Source organism: Primorskyibacter sedentarius (genome assembly GCF_004342065.1).
GTDB classification, from domain to species: domain Bacteria; phylum Pseudomonadota; class Alphaproteobacteria; order Rhodobacterales; family Rhodobacteraceae; genus Primorskyibacter; species Primorskyibacter sedentarius.
In genome coordinates, this window is the sequence record NZ_SLZU01000001.1 from 238,182 (window position 1) to 261,500 (window position 23,319).

Below are 23,319 nucleotides of genomic sequence, written 5' to 3' on the forward strand. Positions count from 1 at the left end.
GTTGATCTGCGAATATCGCGCAACCGGAGAGTACAACGATCATGGCCAAGACACCCACCAAGACAGACCTTCCCCAAGGCACTGGCGGCGAGACGCAGCAGCGCGGCGAACCTGCGCTGACAACCAACCACGGCGTTCCCATTTCGGACAACCAGAACTCTTTGAAATCGGGCGAACGCGGGCCAACGCTCCTTGAAGATTTCGTTCTGCGCGAAAAAATCTTCCACTTCGATCACGAGCGTATCCCTGAACGGATCGTGCATGCGCGCGGCACCGGCGCGCATGGCTATTTCGAATGTACGGACCCGATCCCCGAACTTACCAGCGCGTCCCTTTTTCAGGAAAAGGGCGCAACGGTCCCCGTCTTCACACGGTTCTCCACCGTGGCCGGGTCGAAAGGGTCCAAGGACACGCCCCGCGACGTCCGGGGCTTTGCGGTGAAGTTCTACACTGACGAAGGCAACTGGGATCTTGTCGGCAACAATATCCCCGTCTTCTTCATTCAGGACGCGATGAAATTTCCCGACCTTGTCCATGCAGTCAAACCCGAAGCAGACAGGGGTTTCCCACAGGCGGCATCGGCGCATGATACGTTCTGGGACTTCGTGTCGCTCATGCCGGAAAGCATGCACATGATCATGTGGGCCATGTCGGATCGTGGCATTCCGCGCAGCCTGCGGATGATGGAAGGGTTCGGCGTGCATACGTTCCGGCTCGTGAATGCCGACGGCAAATCCACCATGGTCAAGTTCCACTGGAAGCCGAAATTGGGCGTGCAGTCCACGACATGGGACGAGGCGGTGAAAATTTCGGGCGTCGATCCCGACTATCACCGGCGCGACCTGTTCGATTCCATTCAGGCAGGTGACTACCCCGAATGGGAGCTGGGCATTCAGGTCATCGACGAAGACTGGGCCGACAAACAGCCCTATGACGTTCTGGACGCGACAAAGCTTGTCCCCGAAGAGGACGTACCGGTGCGCATCATCGGCCGCATGGTGCTGGACCGTTACCCCGACAATTTCTTTGCCGAGACAGAGCAAGCCGCTTTCCTGCCGACCAATGTGGTGCCGGGCATCGACTTCACCAACGACCCGCTGCTGCAGGGACGGCTCTTTTCCTATCTCGACACGCAGAAATCGCGGCTGGGGACGACCAATTTCCACCAGATCCCCATCAACGCGCCGAAATGCCCGATGCACAACTTCCAGCGTGACGGGCTGATGCAGACGCATGTGCCCAAGGGGCGCGCGAATTATGAACCCAACAGCCTTGACGAAGCCGGAGAAGATCCCGGTCCCCGTGCAAGCGGCAGCGGGTTCAAAACCGTGCAGGACGCCGAAAACTCGGGGAGCGGCAAGCGCCGCGTGCGGGCCGAAACCTTTGCCGATCATTTCAGCCAGGCGCGGCAGTTCTACCACTCGCAGACGGAGGTGGAGCAGACGCATATCGTGGCCGCCATCGTCTTTGAGCTGTCGAAAGTGCAGCTGAACCACGTCCGGGTTCGGGTGCTTTCTCAACTCCGCAATATCGACGAAACGTTGGCGCAGCGGGTTGCGGACGGGCTTGGCCTTGACCTGCCAGACGCCGCCGCCCCCGCCAAGGACCCGGTGGAGATGAAACCCTCGGACGCCTTGTCGATCCTCAAGCACGAGGCCCCCAATGCAGGGCGCATGCTGGGCATTCTTGTTGCAGACGGCACTGACGGCTCGGTTGTGACAGCGCTGCGAAAGGCGGCCGAGGCCCAGGGCGCGATGGTCAAGATCGTGGGCCCCAAAGTGGGCGGCGTGAAGCTGGCGGATGGGGATACCCTGCCCGCCGATGAAAAGGTCGATGGCGCGCCGTCGGTGCTTTTTGATGCCGTGGCACTGGTGCTTTCGGAAGACGGTGCAAAGCAGATGGCGGGCGAAAAGGCGGCGGTTGATTTCGTCTCTGACGCCTTCGCGCATTGCAAGGCGATCGGCCACACTGACGGTGCCGCCCCGCTGATAAAGCAGGCAGGAGCAAAGCCCGACAGCTTCTTCTTTGAACTTCCGTCCGGGGCCGATGCATTGGCTGGTAAACTGTCGGCCCGCAACTGGGAGCGCGAGGATAAGGTCAAGCTGGCCCTCTGACCCTGCAACGGGCCAGATCTGAAAAGGGCGTCATCCGGCAATGCTGCGGCGCGGCTGGTTGATGCCACCCATTCATGACAGGGCGCGGCCGCGCCTGCGCTACCCCGTCTCGGTCATCTCGACCTCTGTCATGGGCGCGATCAGCGTCCACTGTAAACCGGTCGGGGCGTAATCCAGCTCTACACGTCCACCGACGGCGCTGGCCGCCATTTTCTCAATCACAGTCCGCCCGAACCCCGTCCGGTCGGGCACGGTAACAAGCGGGCCGCCCTGCTCCACCCAGCCGATACGGAACGAGTTGTCATCGCCGTCGATATTCCAGGTAATGGCAACGGTGCCCTCGGCCCCGGAAAGAGAGCCATATTTCAACGCGTTGGTCGACAGCTCGTGCAGTGCCACGCCGATGCCTTCGGCAGCCGAGGGCGACAGGATCATCTCCGGGCCTTCCATCTGAACGCGGTGATCCTGGATCTCTTCGGCCAGGTGGATCAGCTGCGATTTGACCAGATCCGCCACGCTGACCCCGCCCCAGTTGCCGCGCACGATCAGATCCTGCGAGGCGGCGAGCCCATAAAGCCGTTGCGAGAAACGTTCCACGAATTCCGCGGGCGAGGCTGTCCGGGCTGTCTGGCGCGCCATCGACATCACGACCGTCAGCAGGTTCTTCGAGCGGTGATTGACCTCGCGCATCAGCAGCCGGATATGTTCCTCATATCTCTGCCGCTCTGACAGATCGTAGAAATTGCACACGACGCCGGGGCGGCCGTCGGGCATGTCGATCCGCTCGATCATCCAGTCATAGGCCTCGACCGCATCCTTGTCGTTCCTGCGTTCGATGGTGGAGGGCGCGTGGTATTTCTCGCCGGTTTCCAACGTGTGGTGAAAGCGATTGATCGCCTCGGTCGCAAAGGGTTCAGGCCAGATCGTGCGCAGCGCCTCGGCGAAATCCCGGCCGATCAGCGGGCGCACATTCGCAAAGACGGGCTGTGCGCCGTCGCTGACATGGGCAAGCCGCAGATCGGAATCGACGGTGTAGATTCCGAAGGGCGACCGCGCGACGAGGGTCTGAAAGGTGTGATGCGACGCTTCCAGCGCCTTGTGCATCGCCTTGCGTTCAGAAATGTCGATACCGGACGGGATCAGGTTGACGATCTCGCTCTTGCTGTTGCGCAACGGGGCGATCTGGAAATCGATCCATATCAGCTGATCGTTGGCAACCCGAACCTCGACATCGTACCGCACGACCTCGCCATTCCGCGCCTTTTCGCAGGACTGGCGCAACTGTTCCTGCGTGTCGGGCGAAAAGCTCCACCAGTAGCAATCCCAGAATTTCTTGCCGATGACATCCTTGGGAAGAAGGCCCGCAGCTTCAAGCGGGGCCTTGTTCGCCTCGACAAGCGTGCCGTCCAGACCGAGCACGCCGACAAAGGAAAACAGGTTATCCAGTACGCTGCGTAGCCGCTGTTGCGCCTCGCGCTCTTCGGTGACATCGCGATGCACGTTGGAGATGCCGATCACCTCTCCCGACGGGTCCCTGATCGGCGCCGCCGTGATCGCGATCGTGCGCAGCTGGCCCGATCTGGTCATGCGCACAACATCGAAATGCCGCAGGTCGTTGACGACGATATCAGCGATATAATCCTTGATCCCTCTGGGCCATCCGGGCGGATACAGGATCTCCATCGACTGGCCTATCACCTCGTCGCGGCGGTAGCCATACAACTTCTGCGCCGCAGCGTTCCAACTGTTGATGCGCCCTTCCAGATCGAAGGCCAGCACCGCGTCCGGCATTGTCGCCACGATGGCCGCAAGGTTCTGGGCATTCTGCTCTGCATGAAGCGCCTCGTCCTGCGCAAGAACACGCGACGTCACGTTGCGATGGGCGATCAATGCATAGCGTTCGCCCGCAAGGTCGAACGGGTTGGCATGCACCTCGAACCAGCGCCGTTCGGTGTTGGAATGGCAGGGATATTCGGCGCCAAAGACCTTTGCCTCCCGCAGAACGCCTTCGATACCGGCCGCGATATGGCGCGCCAGTTCCGCACCCTCGCCAGAGCTGCTCTGGCACACGCCGATATAGTTCGTGCCCACGTAATGCGATACCAGGTCGCCTTCATTCTCGCCGCTGAACTGCCGCCATTTGCGATTGACGCAAAGGATGGTGCCATCCTGTCCGATCATGGCAGAGGCATCGCTCATGGCGTCTAGAACCGACTGCAAGACCAGCAGATCGGACATTTGCGGGCTTTGCCTCATTTTCGGGTCACTCTTTGGGCTTTCAGGTCGGACGGATGGCTGGGGAAAGACTATAAGCGGCGGCGCGGTTTGACCAGTGGGTCGCGCGCCTGCGCCTGCTGCAACGGGCGATGCATCCCCTTCTTCGCAAATGCACCAGCGCGTCAGTTTTCGGGGCCATGCCCGATCGTTTGACAAAACTTAGCATTTCAGTCAAGAAATATGGCCATACACTTACCCCACACCGGACCCATCCGTTGCCCTACGCCCCACGCACACTCCCGATGCCGCGCCCAAGATGACGCAGGCCCGATCCGACAGCGACACCACCGCCCTGCCCGCGACGCTTGCAAGCTACCAGCGGGCGGCGCGGGAAGGGCTGGCGCGCGACATTGCGGCCTATTTCCTTGAAGGCGCAGGCCAGCAATCCACGTTGCAGCGCAATCTTGCGGATCTGGAGGCGATCCGGCTTCGCCCCCGGGTGCTGCGCGATCTGCGCGGCGGTGGTACGGGGCTGAGCTTGCTGGGGCAGCGGCTGGCGCATCCCATTCTTGCCGCACCGATGGCCTATATGTCGCTGTTGCATCCCGATGGCGAGGCCGCGTTGGCGGCGGCGGTCACGGCCCAGGGCGGCGGCATGGTGCTGAGCGCGCAGGCCTCGCAACCGATGGAAGCGGTGCGAACCCACGGCGAAGGCTGCGAATGGTTCCAGCTTTATTGGCAGGTGACGCCAGAGGCGACATTGGCGCTGGCCAACCGCGCGGCCAGCGCCGGGTTCAGTGCATTGGTTCTGACGGTGGATGCGCCGGTCAACGGGGTTCGCGATGCCGAGATCGAGGCCGGGTTCGCCCTGCCGCCGCAGTTGCGCGCGGTCAATCTTGACGGTATGCCAACGCCCCGCCTTGCGCCGCTGGATGACGGCGAATCCCTTCTGTTTGACCGGGTCGCGCATCTGCTGCCGACATGGGAGGATGTCGCGTGGCTGTGCAAAAACGCCCCCCTGCCCGTTCTTCTGAAAGGCATCCTTGACCCCGAGGATGCCCACGCCGGGATCGGGGCCGGTGCCGCGGGCATCATCGTATCAAATCATGGCGGCCGGGCGCTGGATGGTGCCCTGTCCAGCATCACCGCCCTGCCCGACATCGTGGCGCGGGTCGAAGGCGCGGTGCCGGTGCTGATGGATGGCGGTATCCGGCGCGGCGTGGACGTGCTGAAGGCGCTGGCGCTGGGGGCAACGGCGGTTCTGGTCGGACGGCCGCTCGTTCACGGATTGGCGGTTGCAGGCGCGCAAGGCGCCAGCCATGTGCTGCGCCTGCTGCGCGACGAGCTGGAGGTCGCGATGGCGTTGACCGGATGCGCCACCCTGAAAGACATCACGCGGGACCGGGTCGTCCTGCCTGCGGGCATCAGCCCTTCTTGATGCGATAATTCAGAGGGATCATCAGGGTAAAGCTGTCACCCACGAGGTGGTTCGGCGGGGTCGGCAGCTTGTCCATCTCGTCAAACACCTTCAGCGCGGCCTCGTCCAGAGCCCCATGGCCAGAGGATTCCGCAACCGCCCGCGACACGACAACGCCGTAGCGGTCGAGCGTGAATTTCACCCGCACCTCGCCTTCCAGCCCCTTCTTGCGCGCGGAAGAGGGATAGGATTTTGCCTTGGCGATCCGCAACACCACCGCTTTCTGCCACTCGGTGATCTCTGCCAACTGCTCGGCCGTCAGACCTTCGCTGCTGGCTGTGGCCTTGTCGGCGGTGGCCTCTGCCTCTACCCCGGAAACCGATGCCTGCGACGCATCCGCCGCCGTCGCACCAAGAGAGGTGTTCTGATCCACCTTTTCTTCTTCGTATTCCTGCGCGGTTTCATAGGCCTTGTCCTGCGTCTCGTTCGCGGGATCGGGGGCGGCCACGCCGAATTTCAGCTCGTCATCCGTCACGTCATAGGGGGTCTGGTTCAGCAACGGCTCGTCCGCCGCCTGCGCCGGATCCACCGCTTCGGGGGATTCCGTGACGGTGGGGGCCTCGACAGCCTCGGCGACCTCTGTGCTGTCTTCGCCCGCCTCTGAAGGGGCCGCGATGACATCAGACAGGTCGAACAGGATCGCGCCCTGCACGCCCGCATCTTCCTGGCGGATTTCCGGCGGCTGCTCTGGCGCACGGGCCAGAAATGCGGCTGGAACGGCGACATGGGCGGCAACCGACAGGCCGACGCCCAAGGCCGCTACAGGTAACAGGCCGGCCGCCCCTTTGTAGACAAGGCTCATTCTGCTTCCCCGGTCGGAGGTGCGGCACTCTCGTCCAGACCGACAAGGCCCACCTTCAGATAACCTTCGGCCCGCAAGGCGTTCATCACATTGATCAATTCGCCATAAGGCACGGATTTGTCGGCGCGGATATAAAGCCGCTCGTTGCGGTTCAGCTGCGTGGCGATGCCCACCTCCATCAGCAGCGTGTCCAGCTCGGCCTCGGCCTCGCCCACGGCAAGTGTCAGGTCTTCCTTGAGGGTGATGAACACCGGTTCTGACGGGCGTTCGGGCGCGTCGGCCACGGCCACGGGCAGCTCCACCGGTATATCCACGGTCGAGAGCGGTGCCGCCACCATGAAGATGATCAGCAGCACCAGCATGACATCGATGAAGGGCGTGATGTTGATCTCGGCGTTTTCCGCCAGATCGTCATCCATGCCCGAGGACAGCCGCGCTCCCATGATCTACTCCGCCGCCTGAAGGATGCGGTCCGCCTGTGTGCGCGGGGCAAGGTCCAGATCCCGCGACAGGGTCCGCTGCACCAGCGCCGACGCATCCGCCAGCATCCCGCGATAGCCACCGATGGCGCGCGCAAGGATGTTATAGAAAATCACCGCCGGGATCGCCGCGACCAGACCAATCGCCGTGGCCAAAAGCGCCTCGGCAATACCGGGGGCAACCACGGCAAGGTTGGTGGTATTGGTCTCTGCGATGGACACAAAGCTGTTCATGATGCCCCAGACAGTGCCGAAAAGCCCGATGAATGGCGCGGTGGAGCCGGTAATAGCCAGCACGCCCGTGCCCTTCTGCATGCCGCGCGCGGCACCGGCCTCGATCCGCGACAGCGCGCTTTCGGTGCGCTCTTTAATGCCCGGCGCCTCGGCCTCGGCCGATTTGCGACGTTCCTCCATCGCGGCGCGCACCATGGCACCCACGACGCCCTGGCCCTTTTCAAACCGCGTCCGCACCGCGTTCAACGTGCCCGCGCGGTCCAGCGCGCGGTAATTGCGGCGCAGCCTGCGGCGGGCAAAGGACAGCAGCACCAGCCGCGCGGCAAAGATCGCCCAGACCAAAACAGAGGCCACGGCCAGCGTCACCATCACAGATTGCACGACGACATCGGCGGCAAGATACATGCCCATCGGTGACATGTGGTCCTGCCCGGCCTCGGCCAACCATTGGGTCAGCCCCGCCTGCCAGTCGGTAAACGAGATTTCCATATTCAGACCTCCGTCCATTGGCGGATCATGTTGTGGTAGATACCGGTCAGGCGCACGACCTCGGCGTCGTCTGCCCCCATGCGCCCCGCAAGCGTCTGGATCGTCTGGTCCAGATCAAACAGGATGGTGCGCTGCTCGTTCGACCGCACCATGCTTTGCAGCCAGAAGAAGGACGACACCCGCGCCCCGCGCGTCACCGGCGTGACCTCGTGCAGCGAGGTCGAGGGGTAAAGCACCATGTCCCCCGCAGGCAGCTTGACCTCCTGCGCGCCGTAATGATCCTCGACGATCAGCTCGCCGCCGTCATATTCGTCGGGATCCGAGAAAAAGACTGTCATCGACAGATCCGTACGCAGCCGGTCGCCGGAAAACGGGTTCACCCGGATCGCATTGTCGACATGCACGCCGAAAGTCTCGCCGCTTTCATAGCGGTTGAACATCGGCGGCAGGATGCGCAGGGGCAAGGCTGCCGACAGGAACAATGGGTTCTGTCCCAGCCGTTCCAGAATGGTCTGGCCAAGGGCACGCGCCACCTCGCCGGTCGCGGGCAGCTGGCGGTTGCGCTTGACCTCCTGGCTTTGCGCGCCTGCGGTCTGGCGACCGTCCTGCCAGTCGGCCGCGTCCAGCTGTGCGCGGATGTCGCGCACCTCGTCGCGGCTGAACACTTCCGGGATCGTGATGAGCATGTAAATGCCCCCTTGTGGTCTAAAATACAGGTGGCGAGGCCGACCAGAGGCCGCCCCCGCCGAGGGAAACCCGAAGGCCTAGAACTTCAGGTCAAGCGCGGCCCAGACCTCCCGCCCGGGGGCGACATAGGTGAAGGGTTCGCCCGACCGGTAAGCCGTGTCGTAGTAGACTTCGTCCGCCGCATTCTTGACGCCAAACCGAACGGATGTGGTGTCATTGATGTCGTAGGATCCGACCAGATCAAAGGTCCAGTGGGACGGCAGCTTGTTGTCATTGGCCGCGACAGAGCCCAGCTGGCGCTCGCCCGTCCAGTTGGCCTGAACGCCAAGCATCAGCTCGCTTGTCACGTCATAGGTGGCCAGCAGGTTGAACTGCTTATGCGCGATGGTGGCCAGCGATTCACCGACATTCTCGTCGTCATCGCTTTCCAGGATTTCAGACTGCATGAAGACGGCACCGCCATAAAGGCCAACGCGATCGTTCAGCTTGCCCGCAACGCCCAGTTCGATCCCTTGCAGACGGTATTTCAGCGTGTCGTCTGTCACCGTTGCACCGCGCGGGCCGATATCTTCACGCGCATTGTCCTTGGTCGTCTGGAACAACGCGGCGGTCAGCAGCAGGTGGTCGTTAAGCTCGTATTTCGCGCCAAGCTCGATGCTGGTGTTGCGTTCCGGTGCCAGATCCTCGCCGCCGGAATCAAGCCCGCCGTAGAAGCTGCCACCCGCGGCAATCTCTTGCCCCATCGGGTTGGTCGAGGTCGCAATGGCGCCGTAGAGGCTAAGGTTTTCCTGCGGTTTCCAGGTCAGGCCAAGGTTGCCGTTCCACATCGTGTCTTCGCGTGACAGCGAGGTGTCGCCGCTGTCGCGGTCGATCTGGTAGTGATCCACGCGGATACCGGCATCAAGGATCCAGCTGGGCGACAGGTCAACCTTGTCGACCAGATAAAGCGAGACGGTCTTGACCTCCGTGTCGGTGAACTCGTCGCGCCGCTCCGGATCGGCACCCAGCCAGCAGGCGGACGGATCGGGATTGACGGCAGACACGGTACAGCCCCTCTGACCCGCGGGCGGTTCGTAATCTTCTGACGTCAGGTTGTCATAGCCGGTCTTGCTGACCGTCTCTTTCGAGACATGCAGACCCGCAACCCATTGATGGTTCATGCCGAACAGTGCGTTTTCGCCGGTCAGCTCGGTGTCATTCGAGATGACTTCAGTTTCCTGATAAAGGCTCTTGAAGCTCAGCCCCACGGTCCAGTCATCCGGGTCCGTCGATCCGTTGTCGCTGACACTGGAAGGGGCCGTCAGAACGTAGTCGTTGATCGAGCGGGAACCGCGCAGCGTGTTGGTCAGCGTCAGCCCGTTATCCATTTCCCAGATCAGGCGAGCGGTCGCGACCTTCTGCGTGACGTCCTGAAAATCGCGGCCCGGAACGCCGTAGAACGTATCGCGGTCGATGCCATGTTCGGTGACCGGCCCGCTGGGAATGTTGATCCCGTCGGTCTCGTCGCCATCGTTGATATACGGCACACCCCAGTCGGGCATCTGCTCGATCTTGGTGTAGCTGTATTCACCTTCCAGCGTGACATTGTCGGACAGCTTGTAACGCGCGGCAGCAGCCAGACCCTCACGGTTGTCATAGACTTCATCGCGCCCCGCGACCTCGCCCTCTTGCAGCAGGCCGTTCAGGCGCAGTTGCAGGCGGTCATTCGTGGCCTGGTTGAGGTCAAATGTCTGACGCACGGTGCCAGAGCTGGAAAGCTCGGTCGAGAATTCATAGAAATCCACGTCCTGAGGTTTCTTCGTGGCGATGTTCAGCGCGCCGCCCGTGGTGCCGCGACCGGCGACAGAGCCTGCCGGGCCTTTCAGAACCTCGACCTGCTCGGTCGCAAAGGTTTCGCGGACAGAGATACCGGGATCGCGGACGCCATCGACATAGATGTCGTTGTTTGCCTTGAAACCGCGGATATAGATGTTGTCGCCGAAGGCGTTGCCACCCTCACCGAAGCCCAGCGAGATACCGGGCGTGCTCCGGGCAAGCTGGCGAACCGAGGTGGCGTTCGTCGTCTCGATGACTTCCTGCGTGATCGCAGTCACGGTGCGCGGCGTGTCCAGAACTTCGCCCTGGATCTTGGAATTCGTCAGGCGGTCGGCCTTGAACGGGGCAGCCGGATCTGCGTTCGGGTTGGTGCCTGCGCGGGCCTTGGCCTCGGCCAGCGCTGCGGCTTGTGCAGCGGCTGCGGCCTCTGCGGCGGCTTGGGCTGCGGCGGCTTCTGCGGCTTCCTGCTCTGCACAGACGGGCGTGCCTGCCAGCGCAGGTGTACAGACTGTGGGCGCCGCCACGGTGCGGCGGACAGGCTTGGCTGCGGGCCGCGGTGCAACCGTCCGCGTCGGCGCGGGTGCCTGCGTGGTTTCGACATCAACGGTCGGCAGAACGATCATGCCCTCGTCTGTCGCGCTGGCATCTTGCGCATAGGCGTAGCCGGCAAAGCAGGCCGCTGTCAGTGAAGCCCCGAAAAGGGAAGAAGTTGCGCCTGAACGGCCAAGATTGGCCGCAGACGGCTTGTTTCGCAAACTGCGCATTGGGGAAATCCCTCGGTCAGATTTTTTCTGTTTTTATCTGCCGGTGAGGCTGTCTGGACCGAGGTAGTCTGGATGGCGCGGCGATGCGAATCCGAGTACCAGACTATTTTTGTCATGTAAAGTATTCAGCCCCGGGAACCTTGGCCGCCGCGACATTCCGTCCTTGTTCTACGGGGGCGCACGCTTGGAAACGCGGCGTTTGTGGTGACACGGACGGCGCCCCGGACGCAGCTGGCCGCCCGCCGGATCACCGCGCGCCCGGCCATGGGACGGATCATGGCGCGGGCATGTTCAGTTAAGGCGCAGTGGCGCCGCGATCAGGATCTGCCCTGCCCGCCCTGCTCCAGCACCCGGTGCACCTGCGCTGCGAAATCCTCGCCACGCTGTTCGAAATTGTCATATTGGTCAAAGCTCGCCGCAGCCGGGGCCAGCAGTACGATATCGCCGGGCTCTGCTTCGGCCGATGCGCGGGCAACAGCGGTCGCCATGTCGCCGCAAACCTCGCTTTCGATCCCGCCAAGCTGCATGGCAAAACCGGCGGCCTCTCGCCCGATCACATAGGCTTTGATCACGGATCCGGCCACCCCGGACAGGGCGTCCAGCCCGCCTTCCTTCTGCAATCCGCCACAGATCCAGCGCACCCGCCCGAAGGCCGACAGGGCCTTGGCCGCGCTGTCCACATTGGTGGCCTTGCTGTCATTGACGAAGCGCACGCCGCCCACATCCGCGACCGTCTGGCTGCGATGCGGCAAACCTTCGAAATCGTGAAACGCCGCTTCGATGACACGCGGCGCGATGCCAAAGCTGCGCACAGCGGCATAGGCAGCACAGGCATTCTGGTGGTTATGCGCGCCCGGCAGGCCCTTGACGCCGCGCAGGTCGATAGAGGCAACCTGCCGTCCCTTTCGCCATTCCGTCAGGAACCCCTTCCTTGCAAAGACGTGCCAGCCGGGGCCAGACAGTTTCTGACCCGAGGATATACGAATGACCCGGTCATCGACGGCGGCCTCTGACAGCTGGTTGGCCAGAAAGCGGCCCTCGACCTCATCCACGCCAATCACCGCACGGTCCGGCCCACCTTCGGCGAACAGCCTGCGCTTGGCCGCGAAGTAGCCGCCCAGCCCGCCATGCCGGTCCAGATGATCCGGCGACAGGTTGGTAAACACCGCCACATCGGGCGTCAATGCGCGCGCCAGATCCGTCTGGTAAGAGCTAAGCTCCAGCACCACGACGCCGCCATCCCCCGGCGGGTCGATATCCAGCACGCCGCGCCCGATATTGCCTGCAAGCTGCGCATTGCGCCCCGCGTGGCGCAGCAGGTGATGGATCAGGGCAGAGGTGGTGGACTTGCCGTTCGACCCGGTCACAGCGATCACGCGCGGCGTGGCGCCGTGATCATCCCAGTCCGACACGGCCAGCGCCCGGAAGAAGAGGCCGATATCATTGTCGACGGGAACGCCCGCCTCCCACGCTGCCGCAACAACGGGATTGGGCACGGGGTAAAGATGCGGAATGCCGGGCGACACGATCAGCCGGGAAATGCCCCGAAACCCGTCAACGCCCCCCAGATCGCGGCAGGTGAAACCCTCGGCCTCGGCCACGGTACGCGCGGCGGGATTATCGTCCCAGCAGACAGGCTCTGCCCCCCCGGCCCGCAAGGCCCGCGCCGCCGACAGGCCGGACCGGCCAAGGCCGAGTATGGCAATCTCTTGCCCTTCGAAACCATTCACCGGAATCATCTGCCTATCCCTCTTGTATGACTGCCGCGCCCTGCATAGCCGGTTGATGTCCGCCACACCATAACCGGCAAACATGCGTCCGGTAGATCAGGCGCTCAGCCGTGGCAAGACAGGTGCGCGGCCGCCCGCGCCGGGCCACCCTGCGGTATTCGGCAGCGGCCTGCCTTAGCGGACCTTCAGTGTCGCAAGACCGATCATTGCGAGGATCAGCGAGATGATCCAGAACCGGATCACGATCTGAGGCTCCGACCAGCCCTTCTTTTCGTAATGGTGGTGGATTGGCGCCATCAGGAAGACGCGCTTGCCCGTGCGTTTGAAATAGAGCACCTGAATGATCACCGACAACGCCTCGACCACGAAAAGCCCGCCGACAATGGCCAGAACGATCTCGTGCTTGGTGGCAACGGCGATGGCGCCAAGCGCCCCGCCCAGGGCCAAAGACCCGGTATCGCCCATGAAAACGGCCGCGGGCGGCGCGTTATACCACAAGAACCCCAACCCCCCGCCAATCAGGGCGGAGGCAAAGATCAGGATCTCTCCGGTGCCCGGCACGTAATGCACGTCCAGATATTCGGTGAAATCGGTGCGCCCCACCGCATAGGCGATCACGCCCAGCGTGCCGCCCGCGATCATCACCGGCATGATGGCCAGCCCGTCCAGACCGTCCGTCAGGTTGACGGCATTGGCCGAACCCACGATCACGATCACCGCGAATGGCACGAACAGGATGCCCAGATTGACCAGCGTATCCTTGAACACTGGCAGCGCCAGTTGGTTGGCAAGCTCCGGCGGGTGGTATTGCGACGCCCAGAACCCCGCGATGGCGGCAATCAGAAACCCCAGCAACAGCCGCACCCGTCCGGGCACGCCCGCCACGTTCTGCTTGCTGACCTTAGCATAGTCGTCGGCAAACCCAATGGCACCGAAGGCCATGGTGACAAAGAGAACCATCCAGACATAGCCATTGTCCCAGCGCGCCCAGATCAGCGTGGAGGTCAACAGCGCACCCACGATCAGCAGCCCGCCCATTGTCGGTGTGCCCGCCTTGACGAAATGCCCCTCGGGGCCATCATCGCGAATGGGCTGGCCCTTGCCCTGCCGCTTGCGCAGCACGTTGATCAGGGGGCGGCCGAACAGGAAGCCGAAGACCAAAGCCGTCAGAAAAGCGCCGCCCGCCCGGAAGGTGATATAGCGGAACAGGTTGAAAAAGTCGCCGCCATCCGACAGGGCTGTCAGCCAATAAAGCATCTGTTCAGTTCTCCGTTACATCACTGCTGGCTGGGCCTTGGCGCAATTTGCGCAACCCGTCAACCACGCGCCCAAGCCCCATGCTCAGCGATCCCTTGACCAGAACGACATCGCCCGCGTCCAGATCGCGGCGCAACCCATCGGCCATCTCGGCGCTGGTTTCGGTCCAACGCCCCCGTTTTAGCGGCGGCAATGCGTCATAAAGATGCCGCATCAGCGGGCCGACAGCATGCACACGGTCGATCTTTTCCATCGCGGGAAGCCCGGCTAGCGCGGCATGCAGCGCAGCCTCGTCCTTGCCCAGCTCTTTCATATCGCCCAGATAGGCGATCCGGCGCCCCTGCGCCACGCGCCCGATGTCATGCTGCACGGCGGCGGCTGCCAGCACCTCCAGCGCGGCGCCCACAGAGGCGGGATTGGCATTATAGGCATCGTCGATCAGCTCGAATGCCATCTGGGTCTCGACCGCATCCAGCGCGATCACCTCGCGCGCGCCACGCCCTTTGACCGGGCGCCACTGGCACAGATCGGTCATTGCTACGGCGCGGTCGAGATGCAGCGCATCCACTGCGGCAATCACCGCCATCGCATTCACCGCAAAATGGCGTCCGGGCACGGCCACTTTGTACAGCAGCGCCTCATCGCCGACCTTGCCCCTGACCACGGTCGTCTCGTCCCCGATCTGGACGGTTTCGACCCGGAACTGACAGGGCGCGGCCTCGCCAAATGTGACGGCACGCGCAGAAGCCGCCTGTGCTGCGTCGAGCAGAATGGGCGTGGTTTCAAGATCGCCGTTCACGATGGCGGTGCCGTCCGGCTCCAGCCCCTCGAAGATGGCGGCCTTTTCGCGGGCGATGCCTTCTATGCTGTCAAACGCGGCCAGATGCGCAGGCGCCACGATGGTGACAATGGCCACATGCGGACGCGCCAGCCGCGCCAGCGGCGCAATCTCTCCGGGGTGGTTCATGCCAATCTCGATCACCGCGAAATCGGTGACCTTGGGCATTCGCGCCAGCGTCAACGGCACGCCCCAATGGTTGTTATAGCTTTTCTCGGCGGCATGGACCTGCCCCTGCCCGCCCAGAACCTTGCGCAGCATCTCCTTGGTGGAGGTTTTGCCGACAGATCCCGTCACCGCCACGACCCGCGCATCGGTGCGTGCCCGCGCAGCTGCACCCAGCTGTTCCAATCCGGTCAGGACATCCTCGACGATCAGCAGCGGCGCATCCGGCGCCACGCCTTCGGGCACATGGCTGACCAACGCCGCCGCAGCACCTGCTTTCAGAGCCTGCGCCACGAAATCATGCCCGTCCCGCGCGGCCTTGAGCGCCACGAAAAGATCGCCCTTGGCAATGGTGCGCGTGTCGATGGAGACACCGTTTGCCTGCCAGTCGCATGTGGCGCGTCCGCCGGTGGCCTGTGCTGCCTCTTCGGCGGTCCAAAGCGTCATGGTAGTCTCCCGTCAAGCGCCGCAACGGCCACGCTGGCCTGTTCCACATCATCGAACGGGTAGACGACATCGCCCACGATCTGGCCCGTCTCGTGCCCCTTGCCACAGATCAGCAGCGCATCGCCCGCGCCAAGCGCATCGACACCGCGCAGGATCGCCTCGGCCCGGTCACCGACCTCTGTCGCCTCGCCCGCGCCCTCCATCACGGCGGCACGGATCGCGGCAGGATCTTCAGAACGCGGATTGTCATCGGTGACGATCACCAGGTCGGCATGTTCCGCCGCCGCCATCCCCATCAGCGGGCGTTTGGAGCGGTCGCGGTCCCCGCCTGCCCCGACGATGACCACCAGACGTCCCATCACATGCGGGCGCAGCGCCTGGATCGCCGTCGCCACGGCATCGGGCGTATGGGCGTAATCGACAAAGACCGCAGCCCCGTTTTCGCGCGTCGCGGCCAGCTGCATCCGGCCCCGCACGGTGCGCAGCGCGGGCAGCGTTTCGAACACGTCTTCCGGCTCTGCCCCGCAGGCAATGACCAGCCCGGCGGCCAGAAGAACGTTTTCGCCCTGAAAACCGCCAATCAGCTTCAGCCGGACCTGCCGCGCGACGCCTTCATGCACCACGCGGATCTCCTGCCCCGTGGCGTCAAAGCGCTGTGCTGCCAGCCAGATATCGGCCCCTTCGACATCGCCAACAGTCAGAACATCCTGCCCCCGCGCACGCGCAATCGCGGCCATATCCACGCCGCGCGCATCCGCGATATTGACCACCGCCGCGCCGTCATCGGGCAGAACCCGCGCAAACAGCCCCGCTTTGGCGTCGAAATATTCCTCGAAACTGGCGTGGTAATCGAGGTGATCCTGCGTGAAATTCGTGAACCCCGCCGCGCGCAGATGCACGCCGTCCAGCCGGCGCTGCGCCAATCCGTGGCTGGAGGCCTCCATCGCCGCATGGGTCACCCCGGCCTCTGCGGCCTGCGACAGTACGCGGTGCAGGGTGATCGGTTCGGGCGTCGTATGCGCCAGCGGCGTTTCCCAGTCCCCTTCCACGCCGGTGGTGCCGACATTGACGGCACTGTGGCCCAGCTCTTGCCAGATATGCCGCACAAAGCTTGCAACGGATGTCTTTCCGTTCGTGCCGGTGACGGCGATCATCGTTTCGGGCTGCGCACCGAACCACAGGGCGGCGGTAAAGGCCAGCGCCTGTCGCGGGTCCTCTGCGATGACCAGCGCCGCCTCGGATCCGCCCAGTTCGTCGGCCGCAATCCGCGCACCTTCGGCATCGGTCAGGATCGCACCCGCCCCCATGCGCAGCGCATATTGAATGAATTCACCGCCATGAACGCGCGTGCCGGGAAGCGCTGCAAAAAGGAAACCGTCGCGCACCTGTCGGCTGTCAACGGCAAGGCCGGTGATGTGTGCCTCGCGCCCGCCCCGCGCGGTCAGCCCCAATTGGCCAAGCGTTTTTGTACCGTTACCCATACCCAGCTTCCTGTCCTCGCCCTGCGCCCACCGATCCCGCAAAGCGGCGTCGCTGCCCCGCAGGTGCCACCGAAGGGCTTGCAAGGCAAGGGCGCGCCTCGCGTCAATTGGCTGTCAGCGTTATACCAGCCACTTTGCCGGGCTCAAGCTCTGGCGCCATGCCCAGCAAGGGGGCGATCCGCCCGATCATCTCGGCCGCGACAGGCACAGCCGTCCAGCCCGCGGTCCGGCGCGGTTTCGGGCCCGAATTCTCGGACGGCTCATCCAGCGTCACCACCAGCACGTATTTGGGATCATGCGCAGGGAACATGGACGCGAAGGTCGCAATCACCTTGTCCTTGTAATACCCGCCCCCGCGTTCCTTGGGCTTGTCTGCCGTGCCGGTCTTGCCCCCCACGGCATAGCCGCGAACCTCGCCAAAGCTGGCAGTGCCTTCAGTCACAACCTTGCGCAGCATCATGCGCGATCTGTCGGCCACTTCCGGCCGCATCACGCGGGGGCCGTATTTCGGACCCGATTGCTTCAGCAGCGTCGGCGTCACCTGAAAGCCGCCATTGGCGATGGCCGCGTAACCTGCGGCCAGATGCAACGGCGTGGCCGAAAGCCCGTGCCCGTAGGAAATGGTCATGGTCGACAGTTCCGACCATTGCGGCGGCAGCAGTGGCTTGCCGCCTTTCGCCTCGACCATTTCCAGCGCGGTCGGCTCGAAAAAGCCCAGCGATCCCAGGAATTGCTTTTGCCGCTCTGCCCCGATCATCTGGGCAATGCGCGCCGTACCGATATTCGAGGATTTCACGATGATCTTCGTGACCGACAGGCTTTTGCCATAGTTGTGAAAATCGCGAATGCTGTGCTTGCCCCAGCGCAGGGGGCCACGGGTGTCGATCATGGTGTCGGGATTGACCAGACCAAGCTCCATCGCCTGCGCCGTGGCGAATATCTTGAAGGTCGAGCCAAGCTCGTAGACACCCTGCAGCGCGCGGTTGAACAACGGGCTGTCAGAGGGGTTGCCCTCTGTCGGGGGGCGCGGGCGGTCATTGGGGTCGAAATCCGGCAGGCTGGCAATGGACACCACCTCGCCCGTATGGACATCCAGCAGAACCGCGGCCGCACCCTTTGCATTCATCAGCTTCATGCCGCCGTAAAGCACGCGCTCCATGGCCGCCTGCACGGTCAGATCGATCGACAGCTCCAGCGGCGCGCCTTCACGGGCGGGATCGCGCAGTTGCTCGTCAAAGTATTTCTCGACACCCGCAGTGCCAACCACCTCTGCCGAATGCACGCCTTCGCGTCCAAAGGCCGCCCCGCCCAGAACGTGGCTGGCGATGGACCCGTTGGGGTATAGCCGCATCTCGCGCGGGCCGAACAGCAGACCCGGCTCGCCGATGTCATGCACGGCCTGCTGCTGCTCGGGGCTGATCTTCTTCTTCACCCAGACAAATTTGCGCTTGCCCGAGAAATCCTTGATCAGACGCTCTTCGTTCAGATCGGGAAAGATGCCCGCCAACGCCTTGGCCGCGCGCACGGGTTCCACCATCTGCTGCGGATGCGCATAAAGCGAATGCGTCTCCATATTCGTGGCCAGGATACGGCCACGACGGTCAACGATATCAGCGCGTTGCGCGATGATCGACGCCCCTGTCGCCTGGGCCCGCGGCTCACTCGCAACCGAGGCCGACAGCGTCCCCATACGGACACCGATCACCGAAAAGGCACAGAAGAACATGATGCCAAGCACCAGCAGCCGCCCCTCGGCGCGGGTCCGCGCGCGGTCGCGCATCTGTTCGTGGCGGATGCGCAGGTTTTCCCGCTCAATGGCGTCGGGGTTTTCCCCACGGCTGCGCGCCTCAAGGATGCGGGCCAGCGGGCGCAATGCGGTGCGGTTCATTCCCCGGCCCCCGCGCTCGCCACCTTGATCGCCTCGTCACCTGTTACGGCCGCGCGCATTGGATAAGCCACCTGATCGACACTGCCAAACTGGTCAGGGCGCAGCGGCAGAAGGCCAAGCGACGCAAAGTTGATCTCTGCCAGATCACGCAGCCTGTCGGGCCGGTTGAGGAACGCCCATTCGGCCTTGAGCACGGCCAGCTTTGCCCGCGCGGCGCCGATCTGAACCTGAACGCGCCCGGCATCCGACAGCGCCTCCTGCGTCTTGTAATTCTCGTGATAGGCCCAGAAGGCCAATCCGATCACGGAAAGCGCGGTGAGAACAAAAAACAGGCTACGCATTATCTCGCTCCTTTCAGCAATGGCATGGCAATGGATCCGGCATCGATCTCGCCCGCCGGGGCCCCGGTCCTTGTGGCGACCCGCAGCAGCGCACTACGCGCACGCGGGTTGACCTCCAGCTCCTCGGGATCTGCCCCGATGGCCTTGCGGTTGACGATCTTGAACTGCGGCTCTGCCACTTCGATCTCGGGCGCATAGCGGTTGGCACGCCCCTGTGCCCCGCCGCGCGCCTGAAGGAAGCGCTTGACCATCCGGTCCTCGATGGAATGAAAGCTGACAACAGCCAGCCAACCACCGGGTTTCAACACCCGCTCTGCCGCCAGAAGCCCTTGATACAGCGCACCATATTCGTCGTTCACGGCAATGCGCAGCGCCTGAAAGCTGCGCGTCGCGGGATGGGACTGGCCCGGTTTCTGGCGCGGCAGGCACCCTTCGATGATCGAGGCCAGTTGCAGCGTCCGGGTGATCGGCTCTTTCTCGCGTTCGCGCACGATCGCGCGGGCAATCCGGCGCGAGGCGCGCTCTTCGCCATAGGTATACAGAATATCTGCCAGATGCACTTCTTCGGCGGTGTTGACCAGATCGGCGGCGCTGTCGCCCGTGGCGCCCATGCGCATATCCAAAGGTCCGTCGCGCATGAAGGAAAAACCGCGTTCGGCCATGTCCAGCTGCATCGAGGACACGCCCAGATCCAGCACCACGCCATCGACAGCCTCGGCATGCTGATCCATATCGGCGAAATTCGACTCGACCAGACGCAGCCTGTCGCCATAGTCAGAGGCCCACCCGGCGGCCATTTCGAACACCATCGGATCACGGTCGATGCCGATCACCAGGTCGGCCCCCGCATCCAGCAGCCCGCGCGCATAGCCACCCGCGCCGAAGGTACCGTCAATCCATGTGCCCGTTACAGGCGAAACCGCCCGCAAGAGCGGGCGCAGCAAAACCGGGATGTGAGGATCAGAGGCAGGCGAAGCTGACATTGCTCACGCTCCTCCGTTGCCTTCAAGGAGGCTCAGCGGATCGAAATCCTCGGGCAGCTCTTCCAGCCACTCTTCGGTCTTCGCCAGCTCTTCCTGCTCATAGGTCTCGGGCTTCCAGATCTGGAACGTGTCACCAGCGGCGATGAAGAATGCCTCGCCTTCCAGCCCGATTTTCTGGCGCAGCTTTGCGGGCAGCACAAGGCGGCCCGTTTCGTCAACATTGGTGGGGTGGGACTGACCGTGGAACAGGCGCTGCAACATCTTGCGCTCCATCGAACCGCGCGGAAGCGCGTCGATCTTCTGATCGACCTCGTCAATCGCCTCTATCGTGTAGCATTCAAGGAATTTGCGGCGGTGATCGCCATAGACGATGACAAGCTCCGGGTTCAGCCCATCGGTCCAGTTGGGATCGGACGCTTCCAGCACACGACGAAAAGAGGCCGGGATCGAAACCCTGCCCTTGCCATCTACCTTGTGCTGGCTTTCGCCTCTGAACCTGCGACCCACTGGCCTGTCGCTTCCCTTGTTAACCCCATCCGGATTTTGTCCGGCCCGTTAAATGCGAAAGGGCGGGCTGATCTGCTGCCACTGATCAACCCGCCGCCCTCGTCCCGCTTTTGCGAGTATGTCCAGCTACGCGTGCCATCTGGGGGGATGTCTGCTCGCCCGCATGCCGGATCTTTCGTACGATGAAGGGCGGAGCCTGTATGAAACCTGCCGTTCTTTTTTTATTTGGGAGAATGTTTCGGGGTTCTTTGTGTGCCCCTTCGTCCCGTCCCTCATCGTGCTTACAGGGATACTATGGGAATGCATGGTAATCAATAGGAATTTGGGGTTCGACACCACTGCATCTTGTTCAAACGCCCCCCGAAAAACAACATGTTGGTGCAAAATTGCGACGATCATCGCGATTTGTAGCGGAACCCGAAATATCCCCAACTAGATGTAGTAGGCTTTACGCCCGCCAAAATTTCCCTCGATTTCCCAATTTTTTTTCGCGCAATTGGTCAGGCGGGCCGCAAATCCCATGGTGAGCCCTTCGAATCGTGGCGTATCGCGCCCAGAACCCTGGCATCCGACCCTGCCCCGCCCATGATTTCCCACACGGCCCATGGTTTCCCATTCGGTCCATGATCTCCCGCGCGGATGCCGAAATCGCGCCTGACCGTTCAGACATTCCATGGCGCAGACCACTGTTGCAACGTCAGAAGCCGGGATTGCGCCACCGCCGAGGCACGCAAGAGCGCCCACCAACGGTCGGCTTCCCTGTCGGGCTGGCTTACCCGCCACGGAATGCGCGTTGGTGCGGCGCGGCAGGACCCACGATTGGCCGCGCAAACGCGAAGCTGACGGATCTTTCCCCATACAGTGAGTATCCGCGCATCTTTACGACGGCACGAAAGCGCGCGGCGGGCGAAGCGCGCACATCATATACTGTCGCGCGCAGGACGGAGCGGATTGCCCCCTCCGAACACTATGTCAAGAAACCCTCGGATCGGGCGGCCTGTCGAAACGACGCGCCCGATCCTGCTGCCTCAAACGTGGCGTCTCAGGCCATGCCACCCTTGATCAGCCGGTCCGCCAGTTGCGCAAAGCCCTGCGCGACCGGCCCGTCACCCGCAGCAATCGGCGTGCCCGCATCCCCTGACAGGCGGGTGTCCAGATCAATCGGAAGGGCCGCCAGCAGCGGGACGCCCAGCTTTTCCGCCTCGGCCGCCACGCCGCCATGGCCGAACAGATGCGCCTCGGTACCGCAAGTGGGACATATATATGTGGACATATTTTCGATCATTCCGAGGATCGGCACTTTCAGTGTCTGGAACATGTCGATGGCCTTGCGCGCATCCAGCAGCGCCACATCCTGCGGGGTAGATACGATCAGCGCGCCGGTCAGCTCTGCCTTCTGGCCCAGCGTCAGTTGCACATCCCCCGTGCCGGGCGGCAGGTCGATGATCAACACATCCAGCTCGCCCCATTCCACCTGGGTCATCATCTGTTGCATGGCCCCCATCAGCATCGGCCCGCGCCAGACTGCGGCCTTGCCTTCCTCCAGCATGAACCCGATGGACATGAGCGTGACGCCATGCGCCTGCAGCGGAATGATGGTCTTGCCATCGGGCGAGGCGGGGCGCTTGTTGATCCCCATCATGCGCGGCTGGCTGGGACCGTATATATCTGCATCCAGCAGCCCCACCCGGCGACCCGCCCGCGCCAGTGCCACGGCAAGGTTGGCAGAAACGGTGGATTTGCCCACGCCGCCCTTGCCGGACCCGACCACCAGTATACGGTCCACGCCTGCGGGATTCATCGGCTGGCTTTGCGGTTTGGCATGACCGCCGAATTTCAGGCTGGGCGGGGGCGTCTTCTCTGCCGGGCCATGGGCCGTCAGCGCAACACTGACAGAGCTGACCCCCGCAATGCCACTGACCGCCTGCTCTACCGCGCGACGCATGGGTTCCATATGGCGGGCGATGTCCGGGCTGGGCGCCTCGATGACGAATCTGACAGCGCCCCCCTCAATGGTCAGCGCCCGCACCATGTCGCGGGATAATAATGTGCCACCATCGGGAAGCGCGATTTCGCCCAGAATGCGCTCCACTTCGCTGCGAATTTCTACCATGCCCAATACTCCATCGTGCTTGCCGCAGAAACTGGCAGCTTTCGCCGGGAACACAACCCCAGGCAGTGAAATCAGGAAATATCCCTACTTTTGATAACCTTACGTCAACTTCTTCCATGCATTTTCTGCATAGCAGCATTGAGGCATTGCCCTATTGTGCAGCTGCAGCATTCGACTACATTGAGGTCAACGAAACGAACACAAACACTCACAAACGAGCATTCAAATGGCATACGCAACACACACATCGCGCCCTCAGAGCGCATTTGCGGCCCGCATCAACGTCGCACTGGATAACATCCGCACCCGTCTTGAGCGCCGCCGCGTCTACAAACGCACCCTGGCAGAGCTTCAGTCCCTGTCGAGCCGTGAACTGGCTGATCTGGGCCTGAACCGCAGCATGCTGACGCGCATCGCATACCAGGCCGCATACGAGGTCTGATACCGGAACACAAGGATCGAAGGGCTCTCTCCTCCTCCCTGAGCCCTTC

General features: G+C 63.0%; 18 protein-coding genes. 3 read left to right on the plus strand and 15 right to left on the minus strand.

The window, feature by feature from the left end; genetic code table 11:
• Positions 1-41 precede the first annotated feature (41 nt).
• Positions 42-2,114: a catalase gene (locus tag EDD52_RS01125; protein WP_132241186.1), complete on the plus strand. Its 2,073-nt coding sequence runs from the start codon at positions 42-44 to the stop codon at positions 2,112-2,114.
• Between the two features lie 99 nt (positions 2,115-2,213).
• Here EDD52_RS01125 and EDD52_RS01130 read toward each other — a convergent pair whose 3' ends face one another.
• On the minus strand, positions 2,214-4,352 hold the full coding sequence (locus tag EDD52_RS01130; protein WP_165907432.1) for a PAS domain-containing protein: 2,139 nt from the start codon (positions 4,350-4,352) through the stop codon (positions 2,214-2,216).
• A 295-nt stretch (positions 4,353-4,647) separates the two neighbouring features.
• On the opposite strand from EDD52_RS01130, the gene EDD52_RS01135 reads away from it, so the two are divergent.
• Positions 4,648-5,769 carry an alpha-hydroxy acid oxidase gene (locus tag EDD52_RS01135; RefSeq protein ID WP_132241188.1) on the plus strand — a complete coding sequence of 374 codons (1,122 nt, stop codon included), beginning with the start codon at positions 4,648-4,650 and terminating at the stop codon, positions 5,767-5,769.
• On the opposite strand, the gene EDD52_RS01140 is transcribed toward EDD52_RS01135, so the two are convergent.
• From EDD52_RS01140 to EDD52_RS01210, 14 genes are all read right to left on the minus strand, one after another.
• Positions 5,756-6,610, minus strand: a complete 855-nt coding sequence (locus EDD52_RS01140) for an energy transducer TonB family protein (protein ID WP_132241189.1) — start codon at positions 6,608-6,610, stop codon at positions 5,756-5,758. The two genes, EDD52_RS01135 and EDD52_RS01140, sit on opposite strands and share 14 nt — an antisense overlap.
• A complete protein-coding gene (gene exbD / locus EDD52_RS01145; RefSeq protein WP_132241190.1) occupies positions 6,607-7,053 on the minus strand; it encodes a TonB system transport protein ExbD in 447 nt (148 codons plus the stop codon). The genes EDD52_RS01140 and exbD overlap by 4 nt, the downstream gene beginning before the upstream one ends.
• Positions 7,054-7,056: 3 nt before the next feature.
• The gene (gene exbB / locus EDD52_RS01150) at positions 7,057-7,812 is read right to left on the minus strand and encodes a tonB-system energizer ExbB (protein WP_243651803.1); all 756 of its coding nucleotides are present in this window, start codon (positions 7,810-7,812) and stop codon (positions 7,057-7,059) included.
• Between the two features lie 2 nt (positions 7,813-7,814).
• Positions 7,815-8,498 (minus strand): Fe2+-dependent dioxygenase, encoded by a 684-nt coding sequence (locus EDD52_RS01155; protein WP_132241192.1) that lies wholly within the window; start codon positions 8,496-8,498, stop codon positions 7,815-7,817.
• A 78-nt stretch (positions 8,499-8,576) separates the two neighbouring features.
• Complete coding sequence (locus EDD52_RS01160) at positions 8,577-11,078, minus strand: TonB-dependent receptor (protein WP_132241193.1); 2,502 nt, start codon at positions 11,076-11,078, stop codon at positions 8,577-8,579.
• 317 nt (positions 11,079-11,395) lie between these two features.
• Entirely contained in the window at positions 11,396-12,817 is a 1,422-nt protein-coding gene (murD, locus tag EDD52_RS01165) for a UDP-N-acetylmuramoyl-L-alanine--D-glutamate ligase (RefSeq protein ID WP_132241194.1), read from the minus strand.
• Positions 12,818-12,982: 165 nt separating this feature from the next.
• Positions 12,983-14,065: a phospho-N-acetylmuramoyl-pentapeptide-transferase gene (mraY, locus tag EDD52_RS01170; protein ID WP_132241195.1), complete on the minus strand. Its 1,083-nt coding sequence runs from the start codon at positions 14,063-14,065 to the stop codon at positions 12,983-12,985.
• A 4-nt stretch (positions 14,066-14,069) separates the two neighbouring features.
• Entirely contained in the window at positions 14,070-15,515 is a 1,446-nt protein-coding gene (locus EDD52_RS01175) for a UDP-N-acetylmuramoyl-tripeptide--D-alanyl-D-alanine ligase (RefSeq protein ID WP_132241196.1), read from the minus strand.
• A complete protein-coding gene (locus EDD52_RS01180) occupies positions 15,512-16,996 on the minus strand; it encodes a UDP-N-acetylmuramoyl-L-alanyl-D-glutamate--2,6-diaminopimelate ligase (protein WP_132241197.1) in 1,485 nt (494 codons plus the stop codon). The genes EDD52_RS01175 and EDD52_RS01180 overlap by 4 nt, the downstream gene beginning before the upstream one ends.
• Before the next feature lie 103 nt (positions 16,997-17,099).
• Positions 17,100-18,884 (minus strand): peptidoglycan D,D-transpeptidase FtsI family protein, encoded by a 1,785-nt coding sequence (locus EDD52_RS01185; protein WP_132241198.1) that lies wholly within the window; start codon positions 18,882-18,884, stop codon positions 17,100-17,102.
• The gene (ftsL, locus tag EDD52_RS01190; RefSeq protein WP_132241199.1) at positions 18,881-19,225 is read right to left on the minus strand and encodes a cell division protein FtsL; all 345 of its coding nucleotides are present in this window, start codon (positions 19,223-19,225) and stop codon (positions 18,881-18,883) included. Before ftsL ends, EDD52_RS01185 begins: the two co-directional genes overlap by 4 nt.
• Positions 19,225-20,208, minus strand: a complete 984-nt coding sequence (gene rsmH, locus EDD52_RS01195; protein ID WP_132241200.1) for a 16S rRNA (cytosine(1402)-N(4))-methyltransferase RsmH — start codon at positions 20,206-20,208, stop codon at positions 19,225-19,227. The genes ftsL and rsmH overlap by 1 nt, the downstream gene beginning before the upstream one ends.
• A 3-nt stretch (positions 20,209-20,211) precedes the next feature.
• Positions 20,212-20,715 (minus strand): division/cell wall cluster transcriptional repressor MraZ, encoded by a 504-nt coding sequence (gene mraZ / locus EDD52_RS01200; RefSeq protein ID WP_132241201.1) that lies wholly within the window; start codon positions 20,713-20,715, stop codon positions 20,212-20,214.
• A gap of 1,042 nt (positions 20,716-21,757) precedes the next feature.
• Positions 21,758-22,828 carry an Mrp/NBP35 family ATP-binding protein gene (locus tag EDD52_RS01210; RefSeq protein WP_132241203.1) on the minus strand — a complete coding sequence of 357 codons (1,071 nt, stop codon included), beginning with the start codon at positions 22,826-22,828 and terminating at the stop codon, positions 21,758-21,760.
• A 226-nt stretch (positions 22,829-23,054) separates the two neighbouring features.
• On the opposite strand from EDD52_RS01210, the gene EDD52_RS01215 reads away from it, so the two are divergent.
• Positions 23,055-23,270, plus strand: a complete 216-nt coding sequence (locus EDD52_RS01215; protein ID WP_132241204.1) for a DUF1127 domain-containing protein — start codon at positions 23,055-23,057, stop codon at positions 23,268-23,270.
• Positions 23,271-23,319: the final 49 nt, after the last annotated feature.

Bases quoted from the DNA above. Each gene is read 5' to 3' on its own strand.
- mraY (WP_132241195.1), bottom strand. From the start codon at position 14,065: ATGCTTTATTGGCTGACAGCCCTGTCGGATGGCGGCGACTTTTTCAAC.
- EDD52_RS01175 (WP_132241196.1), bottom strand. From the start codon at position 15,515: ATGACGCTTTGGACCGCCGAAGAGGCAGCACAGGCCACCGGCGGACGC.
- EDD52_RS01135 (WP_132241188.1), top strand. From the start codon at position 4,648: ATGACGCAGGCCCGATCCGACAGCGACACCACCGCCCTGCCCGCGACG.
- ftsL (WP_132241199.1), bottom strand. From the start codon at position 19,225: ATGCGTAGCCTGTTTTTTGTTCTCACCGCGCTTTCCGTGATCGGATTG.
- exbB (WP_243651803.1), bottom strand. From the start codon at position 7,812: ATGGAAATCTCGTTTACCGACTGGCAGGCGGGGCTGACCCAATGGTTG.
- EDD52_RS01140 (WP_132241189.1), bottom strand. From the start codon at position 6,610: ATGAGCCTTGTCTACAAAGGGGCGGCCGGCCTGTTACCTGTAGCGGCC.
- exbD (WP_132241190.1), bottom strand. From the start codon at position 7,053: ATGGGAGCGCGGCTGTCCTCGGGCATGGATGACGATCTGGCGGAAAAC.
- murD (WP_132241194.1), bottom strand. From the start codon at position 12,817: ATGATTCCGGTGAATGGTTTCGAAGGGCAAGAGATTGCCATACTCGGC.
- rsmH (WP_132241200.1), bottom strand. From the start codon at position 20,208: ATGTCAGCTTCGCCTGCCTCTGATCCTCACATCCCGGTTTTGCTGCGC.
- EDD52_RS01155 (WP_132241192.1), bottom strand. From the start codon at position 8,498: ATGCTCATCACGATCCCGGAAGTGTTCAGCCGCGACGAGGTGCGCGAC.
- EDD52_RS01180 (WP_132241197.1), bottom strand. From the start codon at position 16,996: ATGGGTAACGGTACAAAAACGCTTGGCCAATTGGGGCTGACCGCGCGG.
- EDD52_RS01210 (WP_132241203.1), bottom strand. From the start codon at position 22,828: ATGGTAGAAATTCGCAGCGAAGTGGAGCGCATTCTGGGCGAAATCGCG.
- EDD52_RS01130 (WP_165907432.1), bottom strand. From the start codon at position 4,352: ATGTCCGATCTGCTGGTCTTGCAGTCGGTTCTAGACGCCATGAGCGAT.
- EDD52_RS01215 (WP_132241204.1), top strand. From the start codon at position 23,055: ATGGCATACGCAACACACACATCGCGCCCTCAGAGCGCATTTGCGGCC.
- EDD52_RS01125 (WP_132241186.1), top strand. From the start codon at position 42: ATGGCCAAGACACCCACCAAGACAGACCTTCCCCAAGGCACTGGCGGC.
- EDD52_RS01185 (WP_132241198.1), bottom strand. From the start codon at position 18,884: ATGAACCGCACCGCATTGCGCCCGCTGGCCCGCATCCTTGAGGCGCGC.
- EDD52_RS01160 (WP_132241193.1), bottom strand. From the start codon at position 11,078: ATGCGCAGTTTGCGAAACAAGCCGTCTGCGGCCAATCTTGGCCGTTCA.